Annotated in this window: 17 protein-coding genes and 1 pseudogene; 3 read left to right on the top strand and 15 right to left on the bottom strand. The window is 68.2% G+C overall.

The genetic code is table 11. The features are described 5' to 3' along the window. Positions 1–6: 6 nt before the first annotated feature. The 6 genes from NVV57_08180 to NVV57_08155 all read right to left on the bottom strand — a co-directional run bounded on the left by NVV57_08180 (position 7) and on the right by NVV57_08155 (position 6,124). The gene (locus NVV57_08180; protein ID MCR6712665.1) at positions 7–216 is read right to left on the bottom strand and encodes a hypothetical protein; all 210 of its coding nucleotides are present in this window, start codon (positions 214–216) and stop codon (positions 7–9) included. Then, positions 201–1,625: a hypothetical protein gene (locus NVV57_08175; GenBank protein MCR6712664.1), complete on the bottom strand. Its 1,425-nt coding sequence runs from the start codon at positions 1,623–1,625 to the stop codon at positions 201–203. Before NVV57_08175 ends, NVV57_08180 begins: the two co-directional genes overlap by 16 nt. Further along, positions 1,622–2,467, bottom strand: coding sequence for a carbohydrate ABC transporter permease (locus NVV57_08170; protein ID MCR6712663.1), 846 nt, complete (start codon positions 2,465–2,467; stop codon positions 1,622–1,624). Before NVV57_08170 ends, NVV57_08175 begins: the two co-directional genes overlap by 4 nt. Next, positions 2,464–3,441: a sugar ABC transporter permease gene (locus NVV57_08165; protein ID MCR6712662.1), complete on the bottom strand. Its 978-nt coding sequence runs from the start codon at positions 3,439–3,441 to the stop codon at positions 2,464–2,466. Before NVV57_08165 ends, NVV57_08170 begins: the two co-directional genes overlap by 4 nt. Positions 3,442–3,545: 104 nt before the next feature. Beyond that, on the bottom strand, positions 3,546–4,859 hold the full coding sequence (locus tag NVV57_08160; protein MCR6712661.1) for an extracellular solute-binding protein: 1,314 nt from the start codon (positions 4,857–4,859) through the stop codon (positions 3,546–3,548). 62 nt (positions 4,860–4,921) lie between these two features. Beyond that, a complete protein-coding gene (locus tag NVV57_08155) occupies positions 4,922–6,124 on the bottom strand; it encodes an ROK family transcriptional regulator (GenBank protein MCR6712660.1) in 1,203 nt (400 codons plus the stop codon). A gap of 206 nt (positions 6,125–6,330) precedes the next feature. Between NVV57_08155 and NVV57_08150 the strand changes: the two genes are divergently transcribed. Continuing rightward, complete coding sequence (locus tag NVV57_08150) at positions 6,331–7,827, top strand: carboxypeptidase-like regulatory domain-containing protein (GenBank protein MCR6712659.1); 1,497 nt, start codon at positions 6,331–6,333, stop codon at positions 7,825–7,827. On the opposite strand, the gene NVV57_08145 is transcribed toward NVV57_08150, so the two are convergent. Further along, on the bottom strand, positions 7,824–8,792 hold the full coding sequence (locus NVV57_08145) for a hypothetical protein (GenBank protein ID MCR6712658.1): 969 nt from the start codon (positions 8,790–8,792) through the stop codon (positions 7,824–7,826). The genes NVV57_08150 and NVV57_08145 overlap by 4 nt on opposite strands. 41 nt (positions 8,793–8,833) lie before the next feature. Between NVV57_08145 and NVV57_08140 the strand changes: the two genes are divergently transcribed. Next, entirely contained in the window at positions 8,834–9,073 is a 240-nt protein-coding gene (locus NVV57_08140) for a hypothetical protein (protein MCR6712657.1), read from the top strand. Positions 9,074–9,955: 882 nt separating this feature from the next. On the opposite strand, the gene NVV57_08135 is transcribed toward NVV57_08140, so the two are convergent. From NVV57_08135 to NVV57_08115, 5 genes and pseudogenes are all read right to left on the bottom strand, one after another. Further along, positions 9,956–11,410 carry a hypothetical protein gene (locus NVV57_08135; protein MCR6712656.1) on the bottom strand — a complete coding sequence of 485 codons (1,455 nt, stop codon included), beginning with the start codon at positions 11,408–11,410 and terminating at the stop codon, positions 9,956–9,958. A 2-nt stretch (positions 11,411–11,412) separates the two neighbouring features. Beyond that, on the bottom strand, positions 11,413–12,474 hold the full coding sequence (locus NVV57_08130) for a CDP-glycerol glycerophosphotransferase family protein (GenBank protein ID MCR6712655.1): 1,062 nt from the start codon (positions 12,472–12,474) through the stop codon (positions 11,413–11,415). Beyond that, positions 12,390–14,450 carry a CDP-glycerol glycerophosphotransferase family protein gene (locus NVV57_08125; GenBank protein MCR6712654.1) on the bottom strand — a complete coding sequence of 687 codons (2,061 nt, stop codon included), beginning with the start codon at positions 14,448–14,450 and terminating at the stop codon, positions 12,390–12,392. The genes NVV57_08130 and NVV57_08125 overlap by 85 nt, the downstream gene beginning before the upstream one ends. 39 nt (positions 14,451–14,489) lie before the next feature. Then, positions 14,490–15,476 (bottom strand): malate dehydrogenase, encoded by a 987-nt coding sequence (locus NVV57_08120; protein MCR6712653.1) that lies wholly within the window; start codon positions 15,474–15,476, stop codon positions 14,490–14,492. Positions 15,477–15,504: 28 nt separating this feature from the next. Next, a pseudogene (locus NVV57_08115) lies at positions 15,505–16,723 on the bottom strand (NADP-dependent isocitrate dehydrogenase). Positions 16,724–16,864: 141 nt separating this feature from the next. Here NVV57_08115 and NVV57_08110 point away from each other — a divergent pair. Beyond that, positions 16,865–17,746, top strand: coding sequence for an aquaporin (locus tag NVV57_08110; GenBank protein MCR6712652.1), 882 nt, complete (start codon positions 16,865–16,867; stop codon positions 17,744–17,746). 203 nt (positions 17,747–17,949) lie between these two features. Here NVV57_08110 and NVV57_08105 read toward each other — a convergent pair whose 3' ends face one another. Genes NVV57_08105 through purN form a run of 3 tightly spaced genes read right to left on the bottom strand, consistent with a single transcriptional unit; the run spans position 17,950 to position 20,388 of the window. Continuing rightward, a complete protein-coding gene (locus tag NVV57_08105; GenBank protein MCR6712651.1) occupies positions 17,950–18,216 on the bottom strand; it encodes a DUF3017 domain-containing protein in 267 nt (88 codons plus the stop codon). A gap of 1 nt (position 18,217) precedes the next feature. After that, on the bottom strand, positions 18,218–19,771 hold the full coding sequence (purH, locus tag NVV57_08100) for a bifunctional phosphoribosylaminoimidazolecarboxamide formyltransferase/IMP cyclohydrolase (protein MCR6712650.1): 1,554 nt from the start codon (positions 19,769–19,771) through the stop codon (positions 18,218–18,220). Further along, positions 19,768–20,388, bottom strand: a complete 621-nt coding sequence (gene purN, locus NVV57_08095) for a phosphoribosylglycinamide formyltransferase (protein ID MCR6712649.1) — start codon at positions 20,386–20,388, stop codon at positions 19,768–19,770. Before purN ends, purH begins: the two co-directional genes overlap by 4 nt. Positions 20,389–20,417: the final 29 nt, after the last annotated feature.

The raw sequence follows: 20,417 nt of genomic DNA, 5'->3' as shown, positions 1-20,417 counted from the left end.
CGTCGGCTACTCCCCTGGCACGCCGATGCCAATGGCCTCGATGCGGTCCCACGTGACGCCGCCCTCGGCGAGCACGACGTCGACGGCGCTGGTCGCCGCGGCGATGACAGCGTCGGGCCCAAAGCCGGACGGCGTGCGGTGGCGCGCGACAATCGCGCCTGCGTGCACGAGCACGACGTCAGTCTTGGTGCCGCCGATGTCTACTCCCAGACGCACGTGTCACGTCCAATCAACTCCATAAGGGCCACGCCTACCAGGCGCGATGCGCCGTACGTGGCAACGTCAACATCTTCGAGGCTCGAATCCGGCCAGCCCATCTCGACGACCAGCACATCCCCTTGCGAACGCAGTTTAGCGATGGTTTCGCGCGCGGCCGGATGCCGTTGCAGGTCCTTGCCGACGGCGATCGCGAGCGCGCCCTCCGGATTGCTCGTCGCCTCCGGAACGCCGGCCGCGAAGGGGCCCCACGGCGCATCGCCGACGGCCATGTTGGCTGTGGTCGCGAGCCTCACCCACGCGAGTGGCCGGTCCGCGCTACGAGCCAGGACCTCGCGAGCCGCCGCCGAGACATAGAACGACCCGGCGACAGCGTGGCTGTCGAGTCCCGGGACCGCGCCGGGAAGCAGGGCGTCAGGGATCGGGATCTCGCTGCGCTCACGCGCGAGCTCCTCTCCCAGCTGGCGAACGTGGACCGCGGCCGTCTCGATGACGTCGGAAGGGAGAGTGCCGTTCGAGACGGCCGCGTCCAGGGCCAGGAGGATGTCGGTGAGCTGAGCGTCCGTGTTCCGCGTGCCGATGCACAGCAACTCGGCGCCCGCGGCGACCGCGGCGACAGCGGCGGCAGGGATGCCGCGATCGGCGCTCGCGCCCGCCATGTCGAGCGCGTCGGTGACGATCACGCCCTCGAAGCCGAGCTCGTCGCGCAGCAGGTCCCCGAGGATGCGGCGCGAGAAGGTCGCGGGGTTAACGGGGTCCAGAGCGGGCACGACGATGTGGCTCGTCATGATCGTCCGCGCGCCGGCCTCGATAGCGGCACGGAAGGGCACCAGCTCGCGCGCCCGGAGCGTCGGCTCATCCGCCTCGATGACGGGAAGGGCGTGATGCGAGTCCGCCGCCGTGTCGCCGTGGCCGGGGAAATGCTTCGCGCACGACGCGACCCCAGTCGCCTCGATGCCGCGCGTCCACGCCGAGACGTGGCGCGCGACATCGGCGGGATCGGCGCCGAAGGAGCGGACACCGATCACCGGGTTGAGCGGGTTGGAGTTGACGTCCGCGTCCGGTGCGAGCGTCAATCCAACCCCCGCCTGACGCAACTCCCACCCGACCTGCGCCCCAACGCGAGAGGTGAGCTCAGCGTCGTCCAGGCGCCCGAGCACCGCGTTCCCAGGGAAGGGGGAGCCCTGTGCCTGGTACAGGCGCGAGACGTCGCCACCCTCCTCGTCGATAGCGATGATCGCCGTGGGATTCGCGGCATAGATGGCGGCGCACAGCTCGGCGAGCTGCTCTCGCGACACGATGTTCATGCCGAACAGGCAGACGCCGCCAAGGCCATCACGAAGCCGCCGGTCGAGCCACGCGGGCAGCGTGGTGCCCGTGAATCCAGGCAGCAGCAGCGCGGAACTCATCCCTTGACCGCTCCACCGACGAGCCCGGCCGTCATGCGGCCCTGCACGAACATGAAGAACACGATGACAGGCACTGCCACCAAGGTGGACGCTGCCATGACCTGTCCCCAGTTCGTCGTCTGCACGGCAGACGACTGGATGAACGTGCGCAGCCACAGCGGCAGCGTCTGCTTGTCGCCGTCAGGGAGCAGGATCAGCGCGAGCGAGAACTCGTTCCACGCTTGCAGGAATCCGTAGACGGCGGCGGCGACGAGGCCCGGCGCGAGCAGCGGGAAGGTGATCTTCATGAACGCCTTGTTGCGGCTCAGCCCGTCGACCATGGCGGCCTCCTCGAGCTCAACGGGAATGCCGGCGACGAATCCGCGCAGCATCCACACCGTGAACGGGATGACCATCGCGATGTAGATGATCGAGACGCCGATGACGGTGTTGAGCAGGTGGAGCGAGGAGATCATCTGGTACTGCGCGATGAACAGCGCCTCCGCCGGGAGCATCTGCACCAGCAGCACTGCGAGCACGAAGGAGCGGCGTCCGCGGAAGCGGAAGCGCGAGATCGCGAGCGCCGCGACGAAGGCGAAGCCGATCGCGACGATGAGCGTGATGAACGTGATCGCGATGGACCAGCCGAGCGCCCTGGCGAAGCCGGAGTGGAACAGCACGGCGTTGAAGTTCGCCCAGGAGCCGCCGAACGGCAAGAACGTTGGCGTGAGGGCGGTGAGGGTGCTCGTTGGCAGGAAGGACGAGTTGATCATCCAGTAGACGGGGAACGCCCACACGAGAGCGAGCAGGATCGCGCCGGCGCCACCGAGCCAGCGCCGCGTTGCCGAGGTTCTCTTGTTCATGACTCTTCGTCCTCCTTGAGCATGCGACGGATGTAGACGATGCTGATGCCGAGCGTCAGGAACATCACGATCATGGCGGCGGCAGAGGCCGTGCCGAAGTCCTGAGAGCCCGTGCCGAGCTTGAAGATGTAGGTGCCCAGAAGGTCGTACTGGGAGCCGAACGATCCGGCGTCCTGCAGCAGCTTGATCTGCGCGAACACGCGCATGTCCCAGATGAGCTGCAGCAGCAGCACGATGCCGAGAACGGGCCGGATGATGGGCAGGATGATCCTGCGGAGCAGCTGGCCCCGGGTGGCGCCGTCGATCGCGGCGGCCTCGATCACTTCCTCACCCACGGTGGTGAAGGCCGCGTAGACGGAGAACGCCACGAAGGGCACCGATGCCCACGTGATGATGACGCTCGCCACGAAGAAGAAACTCAGCGGATTGACCAGCCAGTTGTGACCGATCATGTCCACGCCCGGCAGCTTGCTTAGCATGAAGTTGAGGATGCCGTTGCGGTCATCGACGAGCCACGTCCACACGGTCATCTGCGCCACGATGGGCATGGCCCAAGCGAGCAGCAGTGCGATCTGGAGAATGATCCGGGGCACGCGAGACACGGCGCGCATCACGAGCGCTACGCCGATGCCCAGGATCATCGTGGCGAACGCGGTCACGACGCAGAAGACGAGGGACCTCAGCGCGATGGTCCAGAAGTCGGCACCCGTGATGAGGTCGATGTAGTTCTGCAGACCCACGAACGGCGCGGGCTTCCCGAACTGCTGCGCGAGGCCGAACTCGCGGAAGGAGGTGAGGACCTGCCAGATCACCGGGTAGCCGGTGCCGACGAGCAGCGCAACGATCGCAGGGATGACGAGCAGGTACGGCGTCTTGTTGCCGCGGCGGCCAACGCGGCCGCGCTTTCCGAACAGGTAGCGCGCGGTGTCGATGCTCGCCTCGGCACGCTCTTCGGTAACGATGGGAGTGCTCACGCAACGCTCCTTTCTAGTGTGAGTGTCTTACGGGTTGAGCCTGTTCGCAGGTCGGGCCGCGGTCTCAAGACCACGGCCCGACCCTTTGCGAACGTGAAGAGCGATCAGCCGTTGAGCAGCGCGTCGATCTTCGAGTCGTACTCGGCGGCGAGGGCGGTGATGTCGCCACCCTCTGCGACCTTCTGGAAGAACTCCTCGAGAAGGCCGGAGCCCTCGACGGCAGCCCAACCCGGCGCGGCCGGCGTGAGCTTGGAGCCCTGAGCGGTGTCCCACGCGATCTGACGGAAGTCGTCGGTCACGAAGGAGTCCTTGGCGCTCACCTTGGCCGGTCCGAGACCGTTCTCGCCGAGCATGTTCTGGTACTCGTCGGAGAAGATGATCCGGAGCAGGTTGCGGGCGGAGTCCTGGTGGGTCGACGCGGCCGAGATGCCGATGTTCGAGCCACCGGCGAACACGGGGGCGATGCCACCGTCAACACCGGGCAGCGCGTAGGCGCCGTCGGTCTCGTCGTTCCACTTGGTGCCCTCGGTGCCGTCGTCGTTCTTGACGGGGTCACCGATGCAGCACGACGCCCACGTGGGAGCCATCGCGGATGCGGCGGGCAGGCCAGACAGCTGACCGTCGTTGATGATGAAGTAGTTGTTCGCGTCCGTGTCGTTCGACTTGGCGACCGACGCGGTCTTGAACAGCTCCTGCCACTGCTGGAGACCCTTGATCGAGTTGGCGTCGGAGAACGTGGACTTCCACGTGTCGCCGTCCTTCTTGGCAAGGTCGCCACCGTTGGCGAAGATCCACGAGATCGCGTTGCGCCAGTCCTGGCCGCCAACGTAGGCACCAGCGATGCCCTTGTCCTTCATCGTCTTGTGAATGTCGGTGAACTGCTGGAGCGTGGTGGGAACCTCAACGCCAGCCTTCTCGTACAGGTCCTTGCGGTACCAGACGTTGCGCGAGCCGAAGTAGTACGGCAGCGCGTACTGCTTGCCGTCCACGGAGCCCACGTCGACGAAGGACTGCAGCAGGTCAGCGCCGCCCAGTTCCTCGTACATGTCGGAAACGTCAGAGAACGCGCCCACCGAGGTGAACGTGGGGGCCCAGGTGTTGCCGATCTCGACAACATCGGGGGTGTTCGCAGCGTCGGGAAGAGCCGTCGTGAGCTTCGCGAGAGCGTCGCCCCAGGCCACGGCCTCAACGGTGAGGGTGGCGTTGTACTCCTTCTTGTACTCGTCCACCAGGTAGGTGACGAGGTCTGCGGGGGTGTCGGGCGCGCCCATGAGCCAGAGCGTGATGTCCTCGCCCTGAACCGGGCCAGTCGCCGACGGCGCGGCGCTGGTGGTCTCGTCGTCTGACGACGAGCAACCAGCGAGGATGAGCGCACCGGCAACCGCAAATGCGGAGATGCCAAGCATCGTCTTCTTCATACCGATTTCCTTTTCCTTTGAGTGGTGTGCGTGACCCGCGCGGTCACGTCCTGTGCGGGAGATCATGAGATCCCCAGCTGGCCGGTAAGGACCATGACCGCGGCGCCCAGCACGACGATGTCGCGACCGAGCGTGGTCATCCGCATCGTCAGATCGCCGTGGAAGTCGGCCATCGTTCGATTGCGGAGCGTCTCGGCGGTGCTGGCGAGCAGCGTTCCGTCGAGAAGATCAAGGGGCCCGGAGAGGACTACCTCTCCCAGGTTCAGAGCTGCGATGACCGGGGCCATCGCGATGCCAAGCCGTTCCCCCGCCTCGGCGAGGATGTGCTCACGGGCCGAGCCGCCGTCGGCCGCATCCAAGCGTGACTGGAGGCGCGGGATCGCGAGCCAGGTCTCGAGGCAGCCGTCCTTGCCGCACGCGCAGCGCGCGCCGCCGTCGGTGCCGACCACGACGTGACCGATCTCGCCCGCGGCGGAGCGCGATCCCTGGACCAGCTGCCCGGCGACGACGACGCCGGCACCGACACCACGGCCCACACGGATCAGCATCATGTCCGCTGAGCCGCCACCGAAGGTCCGGTCCGCGAGCGCGGCGACGTTCGCGTCGTTCGCGACCTGCACGTGAAGGCCGGAGTGGGTGGCGAGTCGCTCCTGGAGCGGCACGTTGGTCCACTCGAAGTTTGGAGCGGAGAGCACCGTCCCGGCGGCCGTCACGACACCGGGAGACCCGACGCCGACGCCGAGAACGGGCACCGTGGCACGCTGCACGAGGCGGTCGAGGAGCTCGGTGACGGCGTCGACGGCCGAGTCGCCGGACACGCCCGCGACGTCGATCTGCTCGCGATGCAGCACGGTGCCGTCGAGATCCATGAGCGCGCCGCGGAAGATCGAGTCGTAGCTGAGGTCGATCCCGACGATCGCGAATCCCGTGCGGTTGATGTCGAGCAGCGTCGCGGGCTTGCCCGGCCGCGCGTCGTTGCGAATCCCCAGTTCGAGGACGAGCCCCTCGGCGATGAGGTCGGCGACGAGGTCGGAGATGGTGACGCGCGTGAGTCCCACCTCGCGGGCAAGGTCGGCGCGGCTGAGTCCGGCGGCGCGGTAGAGCGCCTGCAGCACCAGCACCCGGTTGTGGGCCCTCGCGTGCTCGGGAAGGACGCGGGCTCCGGGACGCACGGCGGCAGCCCAGGCGCGGTTGCTGGGGCTGCGGCGCTCGGTGCCTTCCTCGGCACCATCGGCCGCGCTTGGCCGCATCGACTCCGTAGTCATGTTTGTTAGTAAAGGTTACGAACAAACCCTCCGCAACTCATTCAAACGTTTCGAGCAAGAAAAGTTACCTGCCTGTAACAAACCTCGTGCTCAGCGGGCGCTACAACCAACCCGCCGGTGGAATGCGTCACACCCACTAAGAGCACCCGCGGGGCCCCCGCGCGCCCGGGTTACCATGACACGGACAAACCGGACGGAGTCCCCCGATGCATCACCAAGAAGTAGCCCCCCGCAGCCGCGCGCGCCTCCTGGTCGCGACCGCTGTCGCCACCATCGCAGCGTTGATCCTCGCGAGCGCAAGCGAGGCGGCGACAGCCCCAACCGTTCGGGTGGCGACCGCGGCGCCCGTCGACGTGACGGTGAGCGCACCCTCGAAAGTGGTCTCCAATGGAACGGCCACCATCAAGGTCACGACGCAGGCGGGTCACAACGGAACGGCCACGCTGTACACGCGGTCCGCAGCAGGCGAGTGGCAGGCCTGGGGCTCGCCGATCGCGATCTCGAACGGCTCCGGAAGCACGAAGGTCAAGCTGACGGCGAGCCGCACCTTCAAGGTCACGGCGGATGTCGGCGGCACCAGCAGGATCTTCGCGATATCCATGGAAGACACCGCGCGCCGCGCGGTCACTGCGTCCTTCTCATCCTCGGACTACATCTATGGCGAACTCGTGTGGATTCGCGGCACTGTCTACAAGAGTGGCTCCGCATACGCGGGCGCCGCGTTGACGGTTCAGCGTGCGCGGATCGGTTCGTCCACATGGACCTCCGTTGGCACGGCAAAGTCGTCCTCAAACGGCGGCTACACGTTCAAGATCAATCCCCTCACCACGTATCGCTATCGCGTCACCTACAACGGTGCGCCCGCGCGGTCGGCGCCTGTGACCGTCCAGGCTCACGAGGGCGACCGCACGCTCGAGCAGCGCGCGGCGATCATGTCGAGCGTCACTGGCGCGGCGTCGGGCTCCCCAAAGAATGTTGCCGACGGCGACCTGCCTTCCGGCGTGACGTCTGCCCGCTACCAGGTGTTCGCCAAGGGCACCCTCGTGGAGGTCACCGATTCGTCCAAGACCCGCACGTGGTGGGTGTACGACCGCATTGGGTCGTCGTACAAGTCAACGGGCTCGTGGGGCGGCAAGCTCGGGCTGCCGATGCGCGACGCCAAGTGCGGGCTCCTCGAGGGCGGCTGCGTGCAGCGGTTCACCGGCGGGGCGATCTACCAGAACTCCAACAAGCCCGGTGCGTTCGTCGCGTACGCCACCGTGCCCGAGGCCGAGTTGATCGCCACGGCCATCTCGCAGGCGAACTACAAGGAGCCTTCGTGGCGCCACAACAAGTTCAACGCGTGGGTGGGCGGTTCCAGTGCGTGGTGCAGCGTGTTCCAGTCATGGGTGGGCACGGCGTCCGGCAACTCCACCTGGGTGCCCAAGAAGAAGACCTACGCCAGCTTCATCGCGACGCTCAAGGCGTCTGGCAAGCTCCACTACTCCGGCACCCCGCCGGTAGGGGCGATCGTGCTCTACGACTGGCAGACCGGCAACCCCACCCACTCCGGACTCGTTCGCGGCCACTCGGGCGCCTCGATCTTCACCGTTGAGGGCAACACGTCCGACGGCAAGGGTCATCCCGATCGCGGCGTCTGGCTCCGCTCTCGCAAGGTCGTCGACGTCTGGGCCTGGTACATCCCCCACGAGCTGCCCAACTAGCCCGCTGCGTCGCGCCACACGTCCCTGTTGAAGGCCTGGGACAGCAGCGTGACCTGGTTGTGCAGCACCACGACCGCGTCGGCGTCGACCTCGCCAATGAATTCCGCGAGCGCCTCGCCGTCGTAGCCGCGCTCGTCGACAAGGTAGAGGTCCGTCACGCGTTCGGCGAGCATCAGCGCTGCGGGATGTGAGAACGAGTCCTTGAGCATCACTACCGTGCCGTGCGCGCTGGGGCTGTCGTTGTGCAGGTGCTGCGTGCGGAAGCCTCCGCCAAGGAACGCGTAATACCGATTGGCGAGCGGGTCGGGGTTGTTGAGCCACTGCTCCTGAAGGCCAGGCTCATCGCACGCGTCATCCGAGCACAGCCGCGCACGGAACCCGCCGTCGGGAGCGAGGTACCACATCGGCTCGGTGACGCTCGGCGCGGACTTGGGCAACTCAAGAGCCTCCGAACCCGCGAACGCGAGCGGGCCGTCAACCCTGCGCCACACTCGCGAGTCGTGAGGAATGTCCACACCCTGCTTCGCGAGTTCGGCGACGATCTGGTCCACGGCAACCTCCGCGCCCGCCGGCGTCCAGTGGTGGTCCGTGCGATAGAAGTACGAATCGCGCTTCGTCGGGTCCGAGAGCAACGGCGTGAGGTCCAGAACGTCGTGCCCCTTGCCCAGCAGCGCGAGCACCCGCTCTCGCTTGTCGGCAACGAGGTTGTCCCATTGCTTGGGAAAGAGATCCGCGTAGACCTCCTCCTTGCGCGGGGCGTAGAGCCACACTTGCGGCACCCCCGTGGACGAGATCGCATCGGCGAGCGTCTTGGCGTCCGCGCCGAGGGTCGAGTCGAGCTTCTGATTGTGATTGTTGAGGAGCAGCAGGCCGTCGTCCGCGGCGACCGCGACCTTGTCGTAGACGGCCCTCTCGTACGTGTTCCCGGCGGGGCGGCGACGTCCACATCGCCCTTCGTGGTCCACACCGCCGGTTTGAAGCTGGGCGTGAGAAGCGTCTGCGGGTTGTGCAGCACCACGACGGAGTCCGGCTGGAACTGGGCGGCGAGCTGGTTGAGCGGCACGCCGTCGTACTGTCGTTCGTCAACGACGATGAGCTGCGCGACCCTCTCTGCGAGGTACGTCGCGACCGCATTTCCGAACGAGTCGGTGAGCAGCAGCACCTCCCGCTCGCGCTCGGCGAGTCGTTCGTGATGACCGCGAGACCGTGGTTGCCGCCGAGGAACGCGCGGTACCGGTTTCCGTAGAGCGAGCCCTTGTCGAGCCAATCGCGGTTGAAGGTCGGCAGTCCGCAATCGTCTCCGGCGCACATCGTCGCCGTGAAGCCGCCGACTGGCACCGGCACGCTCACGGTGTCCGCTGACGTAGCACCGAGCGTCACGATCCGGCCCGTGGACCCGTAGAACGGCAAGGTACCCGTGCTCTCTGCATACTCCCTGGTATCCGTGCCTATTGGCGCGCCGGCTTGGGTCAGTTCGTCCGCGATGGCATCCGCAGCCGCCTTCGCGGAGTCGGGCGTCCAGTGGTGGTCCGTACGGAAGTAGTCGTCGCCGAGCGCGCGGCGATCGCGCATCAGGCCGGTGAGATCGAGCACGCTCCCGGCCGCCGCATAGTCGGCGATCAGCTCCTTGTGGATCTCGGCGTACGGGTTGGCCCACGACGCAGGGAGCGCGTCGGCATAGATCTCCTCTTTGCGGGGCGCGTACACCCACAGCACCGGAGCAGGCCCGACGGAGGCGGCAAGTTGGGCGGCCTCGTCACCGAGGGTGGCCCTCACCGAGATCGCGGGCGGCTTCTCGAGGAGCTGCCCGTTTGGCCCGTCGACGTACACGTCGTGAAGAACCGGATCCCGAAACGCGACCGTGGTGAAACCGGCATGCGCGGCGAGCAGCGAGTCGCGACCGGGCAGGCGCTCGTCCATGTAGGTGTCAACCGCAGCCATCCAGTCGGTAGAGCGCACGTTCGCGGCGGTGGGACTGGAGAGCTCAGCCTTCTCGCGGCCATCGATGACCGACGGCCGCGGCTCGCCGTGCTGGAGCGCCCAGAAGCCGGCCACCGCCGTCACCACGGCAAGCGTCAGCCCCGGTGCTACCCGGAGCAGCGACTGCAATCGCGAGGACTCGGACATATCAGAACCTGAAGTAGATGAACGGGGAGTATGCGACGGAGACCATGAACGCCGTCGCCAGCGCGAGGCAGACGATCACGATCACCACCATTGTCGACGAACCAACCGCCGTCATCGGCTCAGGGGGTGGGACCGAGGTGTCGACGTGACCGCCTTGGGCGGGGTCGGCTGGCGGCATGGAGCGGCGTCGGAGGCGAGACATCAGCGGATCGGCGGCACCCGCGGCGAGGATCACGCAGATTGCCGCGAGCGCCCACCCGCGCTGCCACGCGAGGTTCGCTCCGGGGTCCCACAGCGGAGCGTCGGCCGCGCCGAACATGGTGCGGTAGTACGAGCCGGCCTGCGCGATGTCGACCGAACGGAACAGCACCCATCCGAGCACCGCGACGAGGACGCCATAGAGGTGCTGAAACACCCGCGGAACCCGCTCCAGCGCCCTGCCCCACACGAAGCGCTCCAGACCGATGAGCACCCCGTAGTAGAGCCCCCACAGCACGAAGGTCCAGGCCGCGCCGTGCCACAGTCCCGTAAGCGCCCACACCACCATCAGGTTGCGCCACACCACGACCGGCCTCGCTCGCGAGCCGCCGAGAGGGAAGTACACGTAATCGCGGAACCAGGATCCGAGCGAGATGTGCCAGCGCTGCCAGAACTCGCGCGCGTTCTTTGCCTGATACGGGAACCTGAAGTTCTCGTGGAAGTGGATTCCCAGCATCGCGGCGAGGCCGATCGCGATGTCCGAGTACGCAGAGAAGTCAAGGTAGATCTGCAGCGAGTAGAGGGCGGCGGCGAGCCAGGCGCCGCCAACGGACGCCGGCTCCCCCGTGGCGAAGAGCTCGTCCACGAGCGGCGCGAGCGAGTCGGCGAGCACCGCCTTCTTCACGAGGCCCGTGCTGATCAGCACCGCGCCAAAGCCGAACATCCCCGGTCGCAGTCGCGGCGAGCGCAACTGGTCGCCAACGTGCGTCCACCGCACGATGGGCCCGGCAACCAGGTGCGGGAACATCATGAGGTACGCCGCGAAGTCGAGCAGCCGCGGGGCCCTGTCCTCGCGCCTGCGGTAGACATCGATCAGGTAGCCGACGGCCATGAACGTGTAGAACGACACGCCGATGGGCAGCACGAGCGTCGTGTCGCGCGCCCACTCGTCGAAGCCCAGCACTCCCGCGATGAACGTCGAATACTTGAGATACACGAGGGGCACCAGCACCACGGCTATACCCCCGGCGAGCACCGCGCGTCGGCCCCGCACGGCGCGCGCCATCCATGCGCCCCACGCATACGTGACCACGGCGGTCGCGGCCACAAGCAGCACCAGCACGGGCTCGCCCCACGCATAGAACACGGCGCTCGCCGCGAGCAGCGGCACGGCACGCCAGCGCGCGGGAAACAGGTAGAACGCGCCGAGCGCGAGCGGCAGGAAGACGAAGACGAACGTCGTGGAGGTGAAGACCACGGCTATCCCACCGTGAACACTTCGGCGACGACCCGCGCCGCCGCGTGGCCGTCGCCGTGCGGGCAGTAGCGAGCGGCAAGTGCCTCGAGGTCAAAGCCGGCGACGGCACCCGTGTCGAGTGCCTCGGACAGCGCCGCGAAGAACTCGTCCTGGGTCCGCACCACCGGTCCCGGGAGCTCCGTCGTAGGGTCGAGGTAGAAGCCGCGCACGTCGTCACGATACGAGTCGATGTCGGGCGCAAGGAACACGCTGGGCCTGCGCGTGTTGAGAAAGTCGAACGCGACGGACGAGTAGTCGGTAACGAGCACGTCGGCCGCGAGCAGCAGATCCTGGGCGTCATCGACTCCTGTCGCGTCGACAACGCAGTGCGCCGCGACCGGAGGAATCCGCGCTGGCGTCCGGTCCAGGATGTGCCGCCGCAGCACCAGCACGGCCCTGTCGCCGAAGCGTTCGGCGAATCGGGCCATGTCGATGGCCTCCGTCGGCACGTACACACCGGCTCCCCCGAGCCCCTCGTCCCTGAAGGTCGGCGCGTGCAGCACCATGGCCTTTCCCTGAGCTATCCCGAGCGTTGCCCGCGTGCGAGCGGCCCTCTCCGCAGCGTCGGGCCTGAAGAAGACGTCGTTGCGGGGATAGCCAACCTCGAGCACGCGCGCGCGATGCCTGAACGCCGACGCCATCGCGGCTGTCGTGTGCGCGTTCGGCGACACGAGGACCGTCCACTGCGCGGCGCCCTTGCTGGCCCTGGTGACGTAGCCGGCGTCGCGGCCGGTGATATGCGGGAGGTCGTGCAGCATGCGCTTGAGGGGCGTTCCGTGCCACGTCTGCAGGCAGACTTGCGATCGGCGCGTGCGCGCCCAATGCGGGAAACTCTGATTGGCCACGAGGGTGCCCGCGGTCGCGAGTTCCCACGCATAGCGCGGCGTCATGCGCCCGACGGTGGCGGCGTCTGGGGCGCGCACGCCAACCCAGGTGCAGGTCAGGTTGGGTCTCGAGGAGCGAAGCTCCTCGAAGATCGCACGTGGAGAGTCGCCGTACTGCCGGCCGAACGAGCATTCGAACAGGACCGCGCCGCTCCGAGGGGGAGGAGGCGCGCGCCCTCGTACACGGTTCGCACGACCGCCACGCGCGCGCGAGAGCGCGCAGCGCGACTCCACGCCCGTCGCCGAGCTGCCGCCAGGCGGGTCCGCAGGCGCCCAGGGCGGGAGTGCGACGCGCCCGCGATGGCCGCGACAACGCGTTCCGCCGAGCCTGTGTCGCCGGCAGGGAAGAAGCTCGAGGCGATGCGCGACTGCGCCTCTCCCGCCTGGAAGCCTCCCGCTGCGGCGTCGACGATCGCCTCGACTGCGGCGTCCACCGTGAGGGCTTCGCGCCCTGGGAGTTCGCTGCTGTGCCCGCCCGTCCGGCCCTGAAGGCGGTTCCTATCGAACGGGAAGTACACCACCGGCTTGCCCAGCAGCGCGGCGTCGACGGCCATGGACGAGTAGTCCGTGACGACGATCGCCGCGCGCCTGATCAGCGACTGAAGATCCTCGCCCCGCTTCACGGCGCGCGTGCCCTCCAGGCCTTCGGTGGCCAGGGCCGCCATGTTGGGGTGCGCCACCACCACCGTCTCCCGCCCAGTCAGTGCCTCGACGAGCCGCGGGTCGCCGAGCAGCGAGCGCCACTGGGCCAGGAAGTCAGAGTCCGCGAGCTCGGTTCCCGCGGTGATCCATGGGCGCCATGTGGGAACAACGAGCACCAGCTCGCGCGTGCCCGACTCAGCGAGGAGCGCGTCGAAGCGAGGCAGGCCGGTGACCTTGACGCGCTCCGGCGCATAGCCGAAGTCCCTGACCACGGCGTCGCGCTCGCGAGGGGAGCTCACGAGGAAGAGGTCGGTCTCGAAGCTTGCCGCGCGCGCGCCGTAGATGTCGGCGACCGACTTGGCAGCGAGCACGCCGTGCTGGAGGAACACCCGCGTCGCCTTCACGCGGCGACGCATCCACGGGGTCCGCAGGGGAAAGAGGTAGTCCGGGTGGTGGCTCGAGGCAATGCGATCCGCCGCGAGCACGGCGCGGGCGTGGTCCGTGGACCCGTGGAGCAGCACGGGACCGAGGGCCTCAACCTTCTGCCGGTCCGGCGAGTCCGCGGTGATGACGTAGCGAGCGTCGATTTCCGGGTGGTGCGCGCGCACGTGGCGGAACAGCGCGAGCCCATTGTCCTGCGCGCGGTCGGGAAGCTCGCCGATGAGCCACAGCGGGGCGGACGAGCGCTCGCGCGCGCCCGCCGGTCGCCGCAGCACGGACCACGTCTCCAGAGACAGCGCCCCCACTCGCACTCCGAGGTGGCGCAGCTTGTAGGACGCGCGCGGCTCGAAGAACACCTGACGCTCCCCCATACGTACCCGCCTCACGTTGGGCGCCCGCCACGTCGTCGGCATCGCGACGCGACGCGTCACCTCCCCGTGCGCGAACTCCGCCATCACGGAGGCGGTCCAGCTGCGCCCGCCCGCGAGCTCCGTCCACGGCACGGTTGCCTGCAGGCGGACCGCGCGCCATGGCCCCGTGGCCGACGCGGGAGCCTGAGAGGAGTTCGCCACCACCCGGTGCTTGTCGTCTTCCCACACGGCGCGGATGCGAGCGCCCCCGTGCGGCCCGAGCAGCGCCGTCGCCTCGAGCGTCAGCCCGGAGCGCGAAGCTCGCACACTGGGCGCCAGCACCTCGAGCTGTCCCGTTGTCGCAGACGTGGCGATGACCAACGCCGGCCGCGCGCCGCCCTCGAGCGTGACAAGCGCCCAGGCGCCACCTTCGACCCACGGCTCGAGCGGATCTCCCTCAAGCGCTTGCGGCCACTCGAGCCACACGGCGCCCTTGCGCGCCCGCACGCGCCAGGTCTGCCCCGTCCGCGCGAACCGCGAGAGCTCAATGAGCCACTCGCCGTCCCTAGAGGGGAGCTCGATGTCGGTGCCGTCCGGCGCGGAGGCGACAACGGCGTCGGGCCGCGCCCCGTGCAGGCGAAGATTCACGGTCTCGCCGTGCTGGCGGACCGTGGTGCGCGTCATCGGGCCGGGGGTGCCGATCTCGCGGGCCTCGTTGCGGGCCTAGAGGAGGCCGAGTTCGCTGACCGCGTCCCGCTCCTCGACGAGCTCGCCAACGGAAGCGTCGAGCAGCCCGCGCCCGTGCTCGGTGAACTCGAGCCCCTGCACAATCTCCCACTCGCCGCCCTTGGAGGTGGCGGGGAAGCCGGAGATGAGACCCTGGGGCACGCCGTAGGAGCCGTCAGAGGCCATGCCAACCGACACCCAGGTGTCCGCGGGGGTGCCGAGCACCCAGTCGCGGACGTGATCGATGGCCGCGTTCGCCGCCGACGCGGCGGAGGATGCCCCTCGCGCGTCGATGATCGCCGCGCCGCGCTTGGCGACGGTGGGGATGAACTTCTGGTCGATCCACGCGTCGTCGGCGATGACGTCCTCGGCCCTGCGCGCGCCGATGCGCGCATAGTTGGTGTCCGGGAACTGCTTCGCGGAGTGGTTTCCCCAGATGGTCACGTTGCGAACATCGCCGACGCTCGCGCCGGCTTTCGCGGCGAGCTGGGCCAGCGCGCGGTTGTGGTCGAGGCGCATCATCGCGGTGAAGCGCGTGGCGGGAACGTCGGGTGCGTGGGCGGACGCGATGAGCGCGTTGGTGTTCGCCGGGTTGCCCACGACCAGCACCCGCACATCGGAGGCCGCGCCCGCGTTGATGGCCTGACCCTGCGGGCCGAAGATGCCGCCGTTCGCCGCGAGCAGGTCACCGCGCTCCATCCCGGCCCCGCGCGGACGCGCCCCAACGAGAAGTGCCACGTTGACGCCCGCGAAAGCCGGCGTCGGGCTGTCAAAGATGTCAACGCCGTCAAGCAGCGGGAACGCGCAGTCCTCGAGCTCCATCGCGGTGCCCTCCGCGGCCTTCACCGCCGCAGGGATCTCGAGCAGGCGCAGGCGCACCTTGGTGTCGGGGCCGAGCATCGCGCCGGAGGCGATGCGGAACAGCAGGGCGTAGCCGATCTGGCCGGCCGCGCCGGTGACTGTGACATTCACGGGGGTAGTCATGGGAATGCTCCGTTGCAGGGGTGGTGAGTTATGCGAGCCGTGCCGCGAGGCGCTCGTCGAGGGTGGCGAGGAAGCCCTCGGTGGTCTCCCCAGCCCTGGTCGGGGCCAACGAGGAGCGCGAGGTCCTTGGTCATGTGACCGTCCTCGACGGCCTTGATGATGACGTCCTCGAGGGTCTGGGCGAAGCCCGTGACCTCCGGGGTGCCGTCAAGTTTGCCGCGGTGCTTGAGGCCTCCCGTCCACGCGAAGATGGACGCGATGGGGTTGGTCGACGTGGGCTGTCCCGCCTGGTGCTGGCGGTAGTGGCGCGTCACGGTGCCGTGCGCCGCCTCGGCCTCGACCGTCTTGCCGTCCGGGGTCATGAGCACGGACGTCATCAATCCAAGAGACCCGAAGCCCTGGGCCACGGTGTCGCTCTGCACGTCGCCGTCGTAGTTCTTGCACGCCCAGACGTAGCCGCCCTCCCACTTCATCGCCGCGGCCACCATGTCGTCGATGAGGCGGTGCTCGTACGTGATGCCCGCCGCCTTGAACTGGTCCGCGAACTCGCGCTCAAAGACATCCTGGAAGATGTCCTTGAACGCGCCGTCGTAGGCCTTGAGGATCGTGTTCTTGGTGCTGAGGTACACGGGGTAGTTGCGCTGCAGGCCGTATGAGAACGAGGCCCGCGCGAAGTCCGCGATCGAGTCGTTGAAGTTGTACATGCCCATGGCGACCCCGCCGTCCTCGCCGTAGTTGGCGACGACGTGCTCGATGGGCGCGGAGCCGTCCTTGGGCGTGAAGGTGATGGTCAGCTGGCCCGCGCCGGGCACCTTGAAATTGGTCGCCTTGTACTGGTCGCCGTGCGCGTGACGGCCGATCACGATGGGCTTGGTCCAGCCGGGCACGAGGCGCGGGATGTTGGAGATGATGATCGGCTCGCGGAAGACCACCCCGCCGAGGATGTTGCGGATGGTGCCGTTGGGGCTCACCCACATCTTCTTCAGCCCGAACTCCTCAACGCGCGCCTCATCAGGGGTGATGGTGGCGCACTTGACGCCCACGTTGTGCCGCTTGATCGCGTTCGCTGCATCGATCGTGATCTGGTCGTCGGTGGCGTCGCGCGACTCGATGCTCAGGTCGTAATACTCGAGGTCGATGTCCAGATACGGGTTGATGAGGCGGTCCTTGATGGCCTGCCAGATGATTCGCGTCATCTCGTCTCCGTCGAGCTCAACGACGGTTCCCTCAACCTTGATCTTTGACATGCGGGCTCCTTGCGGCGGGGCGTGGGTTCTGGGCACAAATCTAGTCCACGGTTGGGGCCCCCATATCCGGCCCGACGCTGGGTACAGATGGCAGGATGGCTTGCGGTGGGGCTGTGGCTTCACGAATCTCTAGGAGGAGACATGTCTGAGACCGAAGCGGCAGACGCCGCAGAGGAGTTCACCGAGGAGCTTGAGGCCGACATCTGGGCGGACGAGCCCGCTGGCCCGAGTCTCATCAGCAAGATGCTCGCCGAAGTGGCCGGCACGTTCATCCTGGTGCTGCTTGGCGTTGGAACCGCGATCACGCTCAGCATCGCCTCAAGGTCAACGCTGTTCCTGCAGTCCGACTCCGGGGGCTACCAGCCCGTTGGCTACAGCGTCGTTGCACCCACCCTCACCGTCGGCCTCGCGTTCGGGGTCTCGGTGATCATCGCCGCAGTCGTGTTCGGCGGCGTATCGGGGGCACACCTCAACCCGGCGGTGACGGTCGGCGTGTGGCTCGCCGGCAGGTTCCCAGGTCGCGATGTGGTGCCCTACATCCTCGCCCAGGTCATCGGCGGCCTCTTCGCAGGACTCACCATCTTCTACCTCGCGGGCACCTCGACGATCGTTGCCGATCGGGGCGCCGCCATGGAGTCGGTCTCCAACGGCTACGGCGACCACTCGCCTGGCGGGTTCAGCCTCACGGCCGCGCTCATCGTCGAGGCGCTCATCACGGGCGGTCTCGTGCTCGCGGTCCTCGGCGCCACCAAGCCCAGCGCCTCCAAGGCCGCGGCCCCGTTCGTCATCGGCTCCGCGCTCGCCTTCATGGTGGTGCTGGGAATCCCGTTCACGAACGCCGCGGTGAACCCCGCGCGCGCGACGTCGACGGCGCTGTTCGCCGGCGATTGGGCGTTCGCCCAGCTGTGGGTGTTCTGGGTGGCTCCCATCGTGGGCGCCGCGATCGTGGGCCTGCTGTGGCGCGCGTTCGCCCCGGTCGAGGAGATCGAGGTCGTCGAGACCATCGAGGTCATCGAGGCGTAACCCCGCACCCCCGCAACGCGACAGGGGCCCAACGCCACGGCGTCGGGCCCCTTTGCGCGCGGTCCCATGGGCCGTTCTGTCGCCGCACGCGTCCGCCACAACGGTTGAGACGCGCTTTCGCGGGCGTTCTGGCGCCAAACTCGCGCTCAACCGTTGTGACGGACCGCGCGGGCGAGGGGGCAGGTGCGCGGGCGCGGGGCAGCTTAGGTGAGCGGGGTTGTCATGCCCAGCAGCATGAGCGCCGCGCCGAGCACGCCGAGCACCGCGACATCCACGCCGCGAGAGCGCACCACGAAGGCCCGCACATCCGGCGTGACGAAGCGCGCCACGGCGCCGGCGATCGCGAAGGCGCCGAGCACCAGCACCGCCGCACGCGCGTTCACGAGCACGCCAAACAGCACGATGACCAGCCCGCCAGCGGGCGCGAGGATCGCGAGCCGAAGCGGCGTAACGGCAGGAGTCTTCGCCATGTCAGTGAAAGAAGTGCCTTGTACCCGTGTGGTAGAGCGTCACTCCGGCCGCGGCGGCGGCCTCGATGACCTCCGCGTCACGAACCGAACCGCCCGGCGAGACCACCGCGCGCACGCCCCCGTCGATGAGAACGTGCAGCCCGTCGGCGAACGGGAAGAACGCGTCCGACGCTGCCACGGCTCCGGCCGCCCTGTCACCCGCGCGCGAGACGGCGAGGCGGCACGAGTCCACCCTGTTGACCTGGCCCATGCCTATCCCCACAGCGGCGCCGTTCGCGGCGAGCAGGATGGCGTTCGACTTCGCGGAGCGGCACGCTTGCCACGCGAACGCGAGGTCCGCGAGCGTCGCCTCGTCGGCCGCGTCCCCCGCAACGAGTGACCACGTGGTTGGGTCATCGCCTGGGGCATCGATGCGATCGGCACTCTGCAGCAGGATGCCGCCGCTGATGTGCCTGACGTCCCCGCCACCGGTCCCGCCGGAAACCTCCAAGACCCGGAGGTTCTTCTTCGCGGCGAGGATCTCGAGCGCCTCAGGCTCGTACCCCGGCGCCACCACCACCTCGGTGAAGATCGGTGAGATGGAGCGTGCGGCGTCGGCCGTGATCACGCCGTTAGCAGCAATGACGCCGCCATACGCCGACACGGGATCGGTCGCGTGCGCCTTCTGATGCGCCTCGGCGATCGTCGCGCCCACCGCGATCCCGCACGGGTTCGCGTGCTTGATCACGGCGACGGCAGGCTCGGAGAAGTCGTGCGCAGCGCGCCACGCGGCGTCGGCGTCGACGTAGTTGTTATAGGACATCTCCTTGCCCTGCAGCTGCTTGGCTCCGGCGAGGCCGGGGGCTCCGTAGTCGTCCGTGTAGAGCGCCGCCCGCTGGTGCGGATTCTCGCCGTACCGAAGCGACGCAACGCGAGTGGCGCTGAAGCCCACCCAACCGGGGAAGTCTCCCACAGCGTCGGGCGCAACGACGTTCCCCATCCACGAGGCGACGGCGATGTCATAGGTGGCCGTGTGCCGGAAGGCGGCTGCCGCGAGCAGCTTGCGCTGCTCGAGAGTGAAGCCGCCCGACGCTACCGCGGCCAGGACGTCCCGGTACGCCTTAGGCGTTACCACGACGGCGACGCTCGGGTGGTTCTTCGCCGCCGCGCGCACCATCGACGGGCCGCCGATATCGATCTGCTCGACGACCTCGTCCTGCGTGGCGCCCGACATCACGGTGTCGACGAACGGATACAGGTTGACGACCACGAGGTCGAACGGCTCGATCTCGAGCTCCTCGAGCTGCGAGACGTGATCGGGGAGGCGACGGTCGGCCAGGATCCCCGCGTGGATGCGCGGGTGCAGGGTCTTGACCCTGCCATCGAGGCACTCGGGGAACTCGGTGACCTTCTCGACGGGAGTCACGGCGATCCCGGCGGCCAAGATGGTCGCGGCCGTTGAGCCCGTCGAGACGATCTCAACCCTGGCGTCGGCAAGGCCACGGGCCAAGTCCTCGAGGCCGGTCTTGTCGTACACCGAGACGAGGGCCCTGCGCACGGGGATCTGGTCGGTCATGCGGGCTCCTTGCCTATCCTGACGGCGCGGCCGTCCACGGTCCATCCCTCACGAGCCATGCGCCCAACGGTGTCGGCCACGAGCGCGCGCTCGACGAGCTTGATGCGCTCGTGCAGGGATTCCTCTGTGTCATTGTCCTCCACGGCGACCGCCGCCTGGGCGACGATCGGGCCCGTGTCGATCCCGGCGTCGACGATCATCACCGTGCAGCCGGTGACCTTGGCACCGCCGGCCAGCGCATCGCGTACTCCATGTGCGCCCGGGTAGGACGGCAGCAACGCCGGATGCGTGTTGATGATGCGACCGCCGAAGCGCACGAGGGAGGGCGCGCCGAGGATCTTCATGAAGCCCGCGAGCACAACGAGGTCGGGGTCGAAGCTCGCGACCGTGCGGGCGATCGCCTCGTCCCACACGGCGCGGTCGGGGAAGTCGCCGATGCGCACGGTAGCGGTGGGGATTCCGGCCGCGGCGGCGATGTCGAGCCCGGCCGCCCCTTCGCGATCCGAGATCACGGCCGCGATGCGGGCGCCGTATGCGGGGCTCTCCGCGGCGTCGAGAAGGGCCTTCATGGTCGAGCCAGCGCCGGAGATGAGGACGACGACGCGAGCTGGGGCCACGCGACGAGCCTAACGGTGCGCCGCAATTG

Source organism: Demequina sp., from assembly GCA_024707205.1.
Taxonomy (GTDB): Bacteria; Actinomycetota; Actinomycetes; order Actinomycetales; family Demequinaceae; genus Demequina.
Note: the sequence above shows the minus strand (reverse complement) of the source record. Positions and strands in the feature narration are given on the sequence as shown.

Excerpts from the sequence above, each read along its gene's own strand:
- NVV57_08175 (MCR6712664.1), bottom strand. The coding sequence starts at position 1,625 with ATGAGTTCCGCGCTGCTGCTGCCTGGATTCACGGGCACCACGCTGCCC.
- NVV57_08170 (MCR6712663.1), bottom strand. The coding sequence starts at position 2,467 with ATGAACAAGAGAACCTCGGCAACGCGGCGCTGGCTCGGTGGCGCCGGC.
- NVV57_08160 (MCR6712661.1), bottom strand. The coding sequence starts at position 4,859 with ATGAAGAAGACGATGCTTGGCATCTCCGCATTTGCGGTTGCCGGTGCG.
- NVV57_08155 (MCR6712660.1), bottom strand. The coding sequence starts at position 6,124 with ATGACTACGGAGTCGATGCGGCCAAGCGCGGCCGATGGTGCCGAGGAA.
- NVV57_08150 (MCR6712659.1), top strand. The coding sequence starts at position 6,331 with ATGCATCACCAAGAAGTAGCCCCCCGCAGCCGCGCGCGCCTCCTGGTC.
- NVV57_08125 (MCR6712654.1), bottom strand. The coding sequence starts at position 14,450 with ATGACGCGCACCACGGTCCGCCAGCACGGCGAGACCGTGAATCTTCGC.
- NVV57_08120 (MCR6712653.1), bottom strand. The coding sequence starts at position 15,476 with ATGACTACCCCCGTGAATGTCACAGTCACCGGCGCGGCCGGCCAGATC.
- NVV57_08110 (MCR6712652.1), top strand. The coding sequence starts at position 16,865 with ATGTCTGAGACCGAAGCGGCAGACGCCGCAGAGGAGTTCACCGAGGAG.
- NVV57_08105 (MCR6712651.1), bottom strand. The coding sequence starts at position 18,216 with ATGGCGAAGACTCCTGCCGTTACGCCGCTTCGGCTCGCGATCCTCGCG.
- purH (MCR6712650.1), bottom strand. The coding sequence starts at position 19,771 with ATGACCGACCAGATCCCCGTGCGCAGGGCCCTCGTCTCGGTGTACGAC.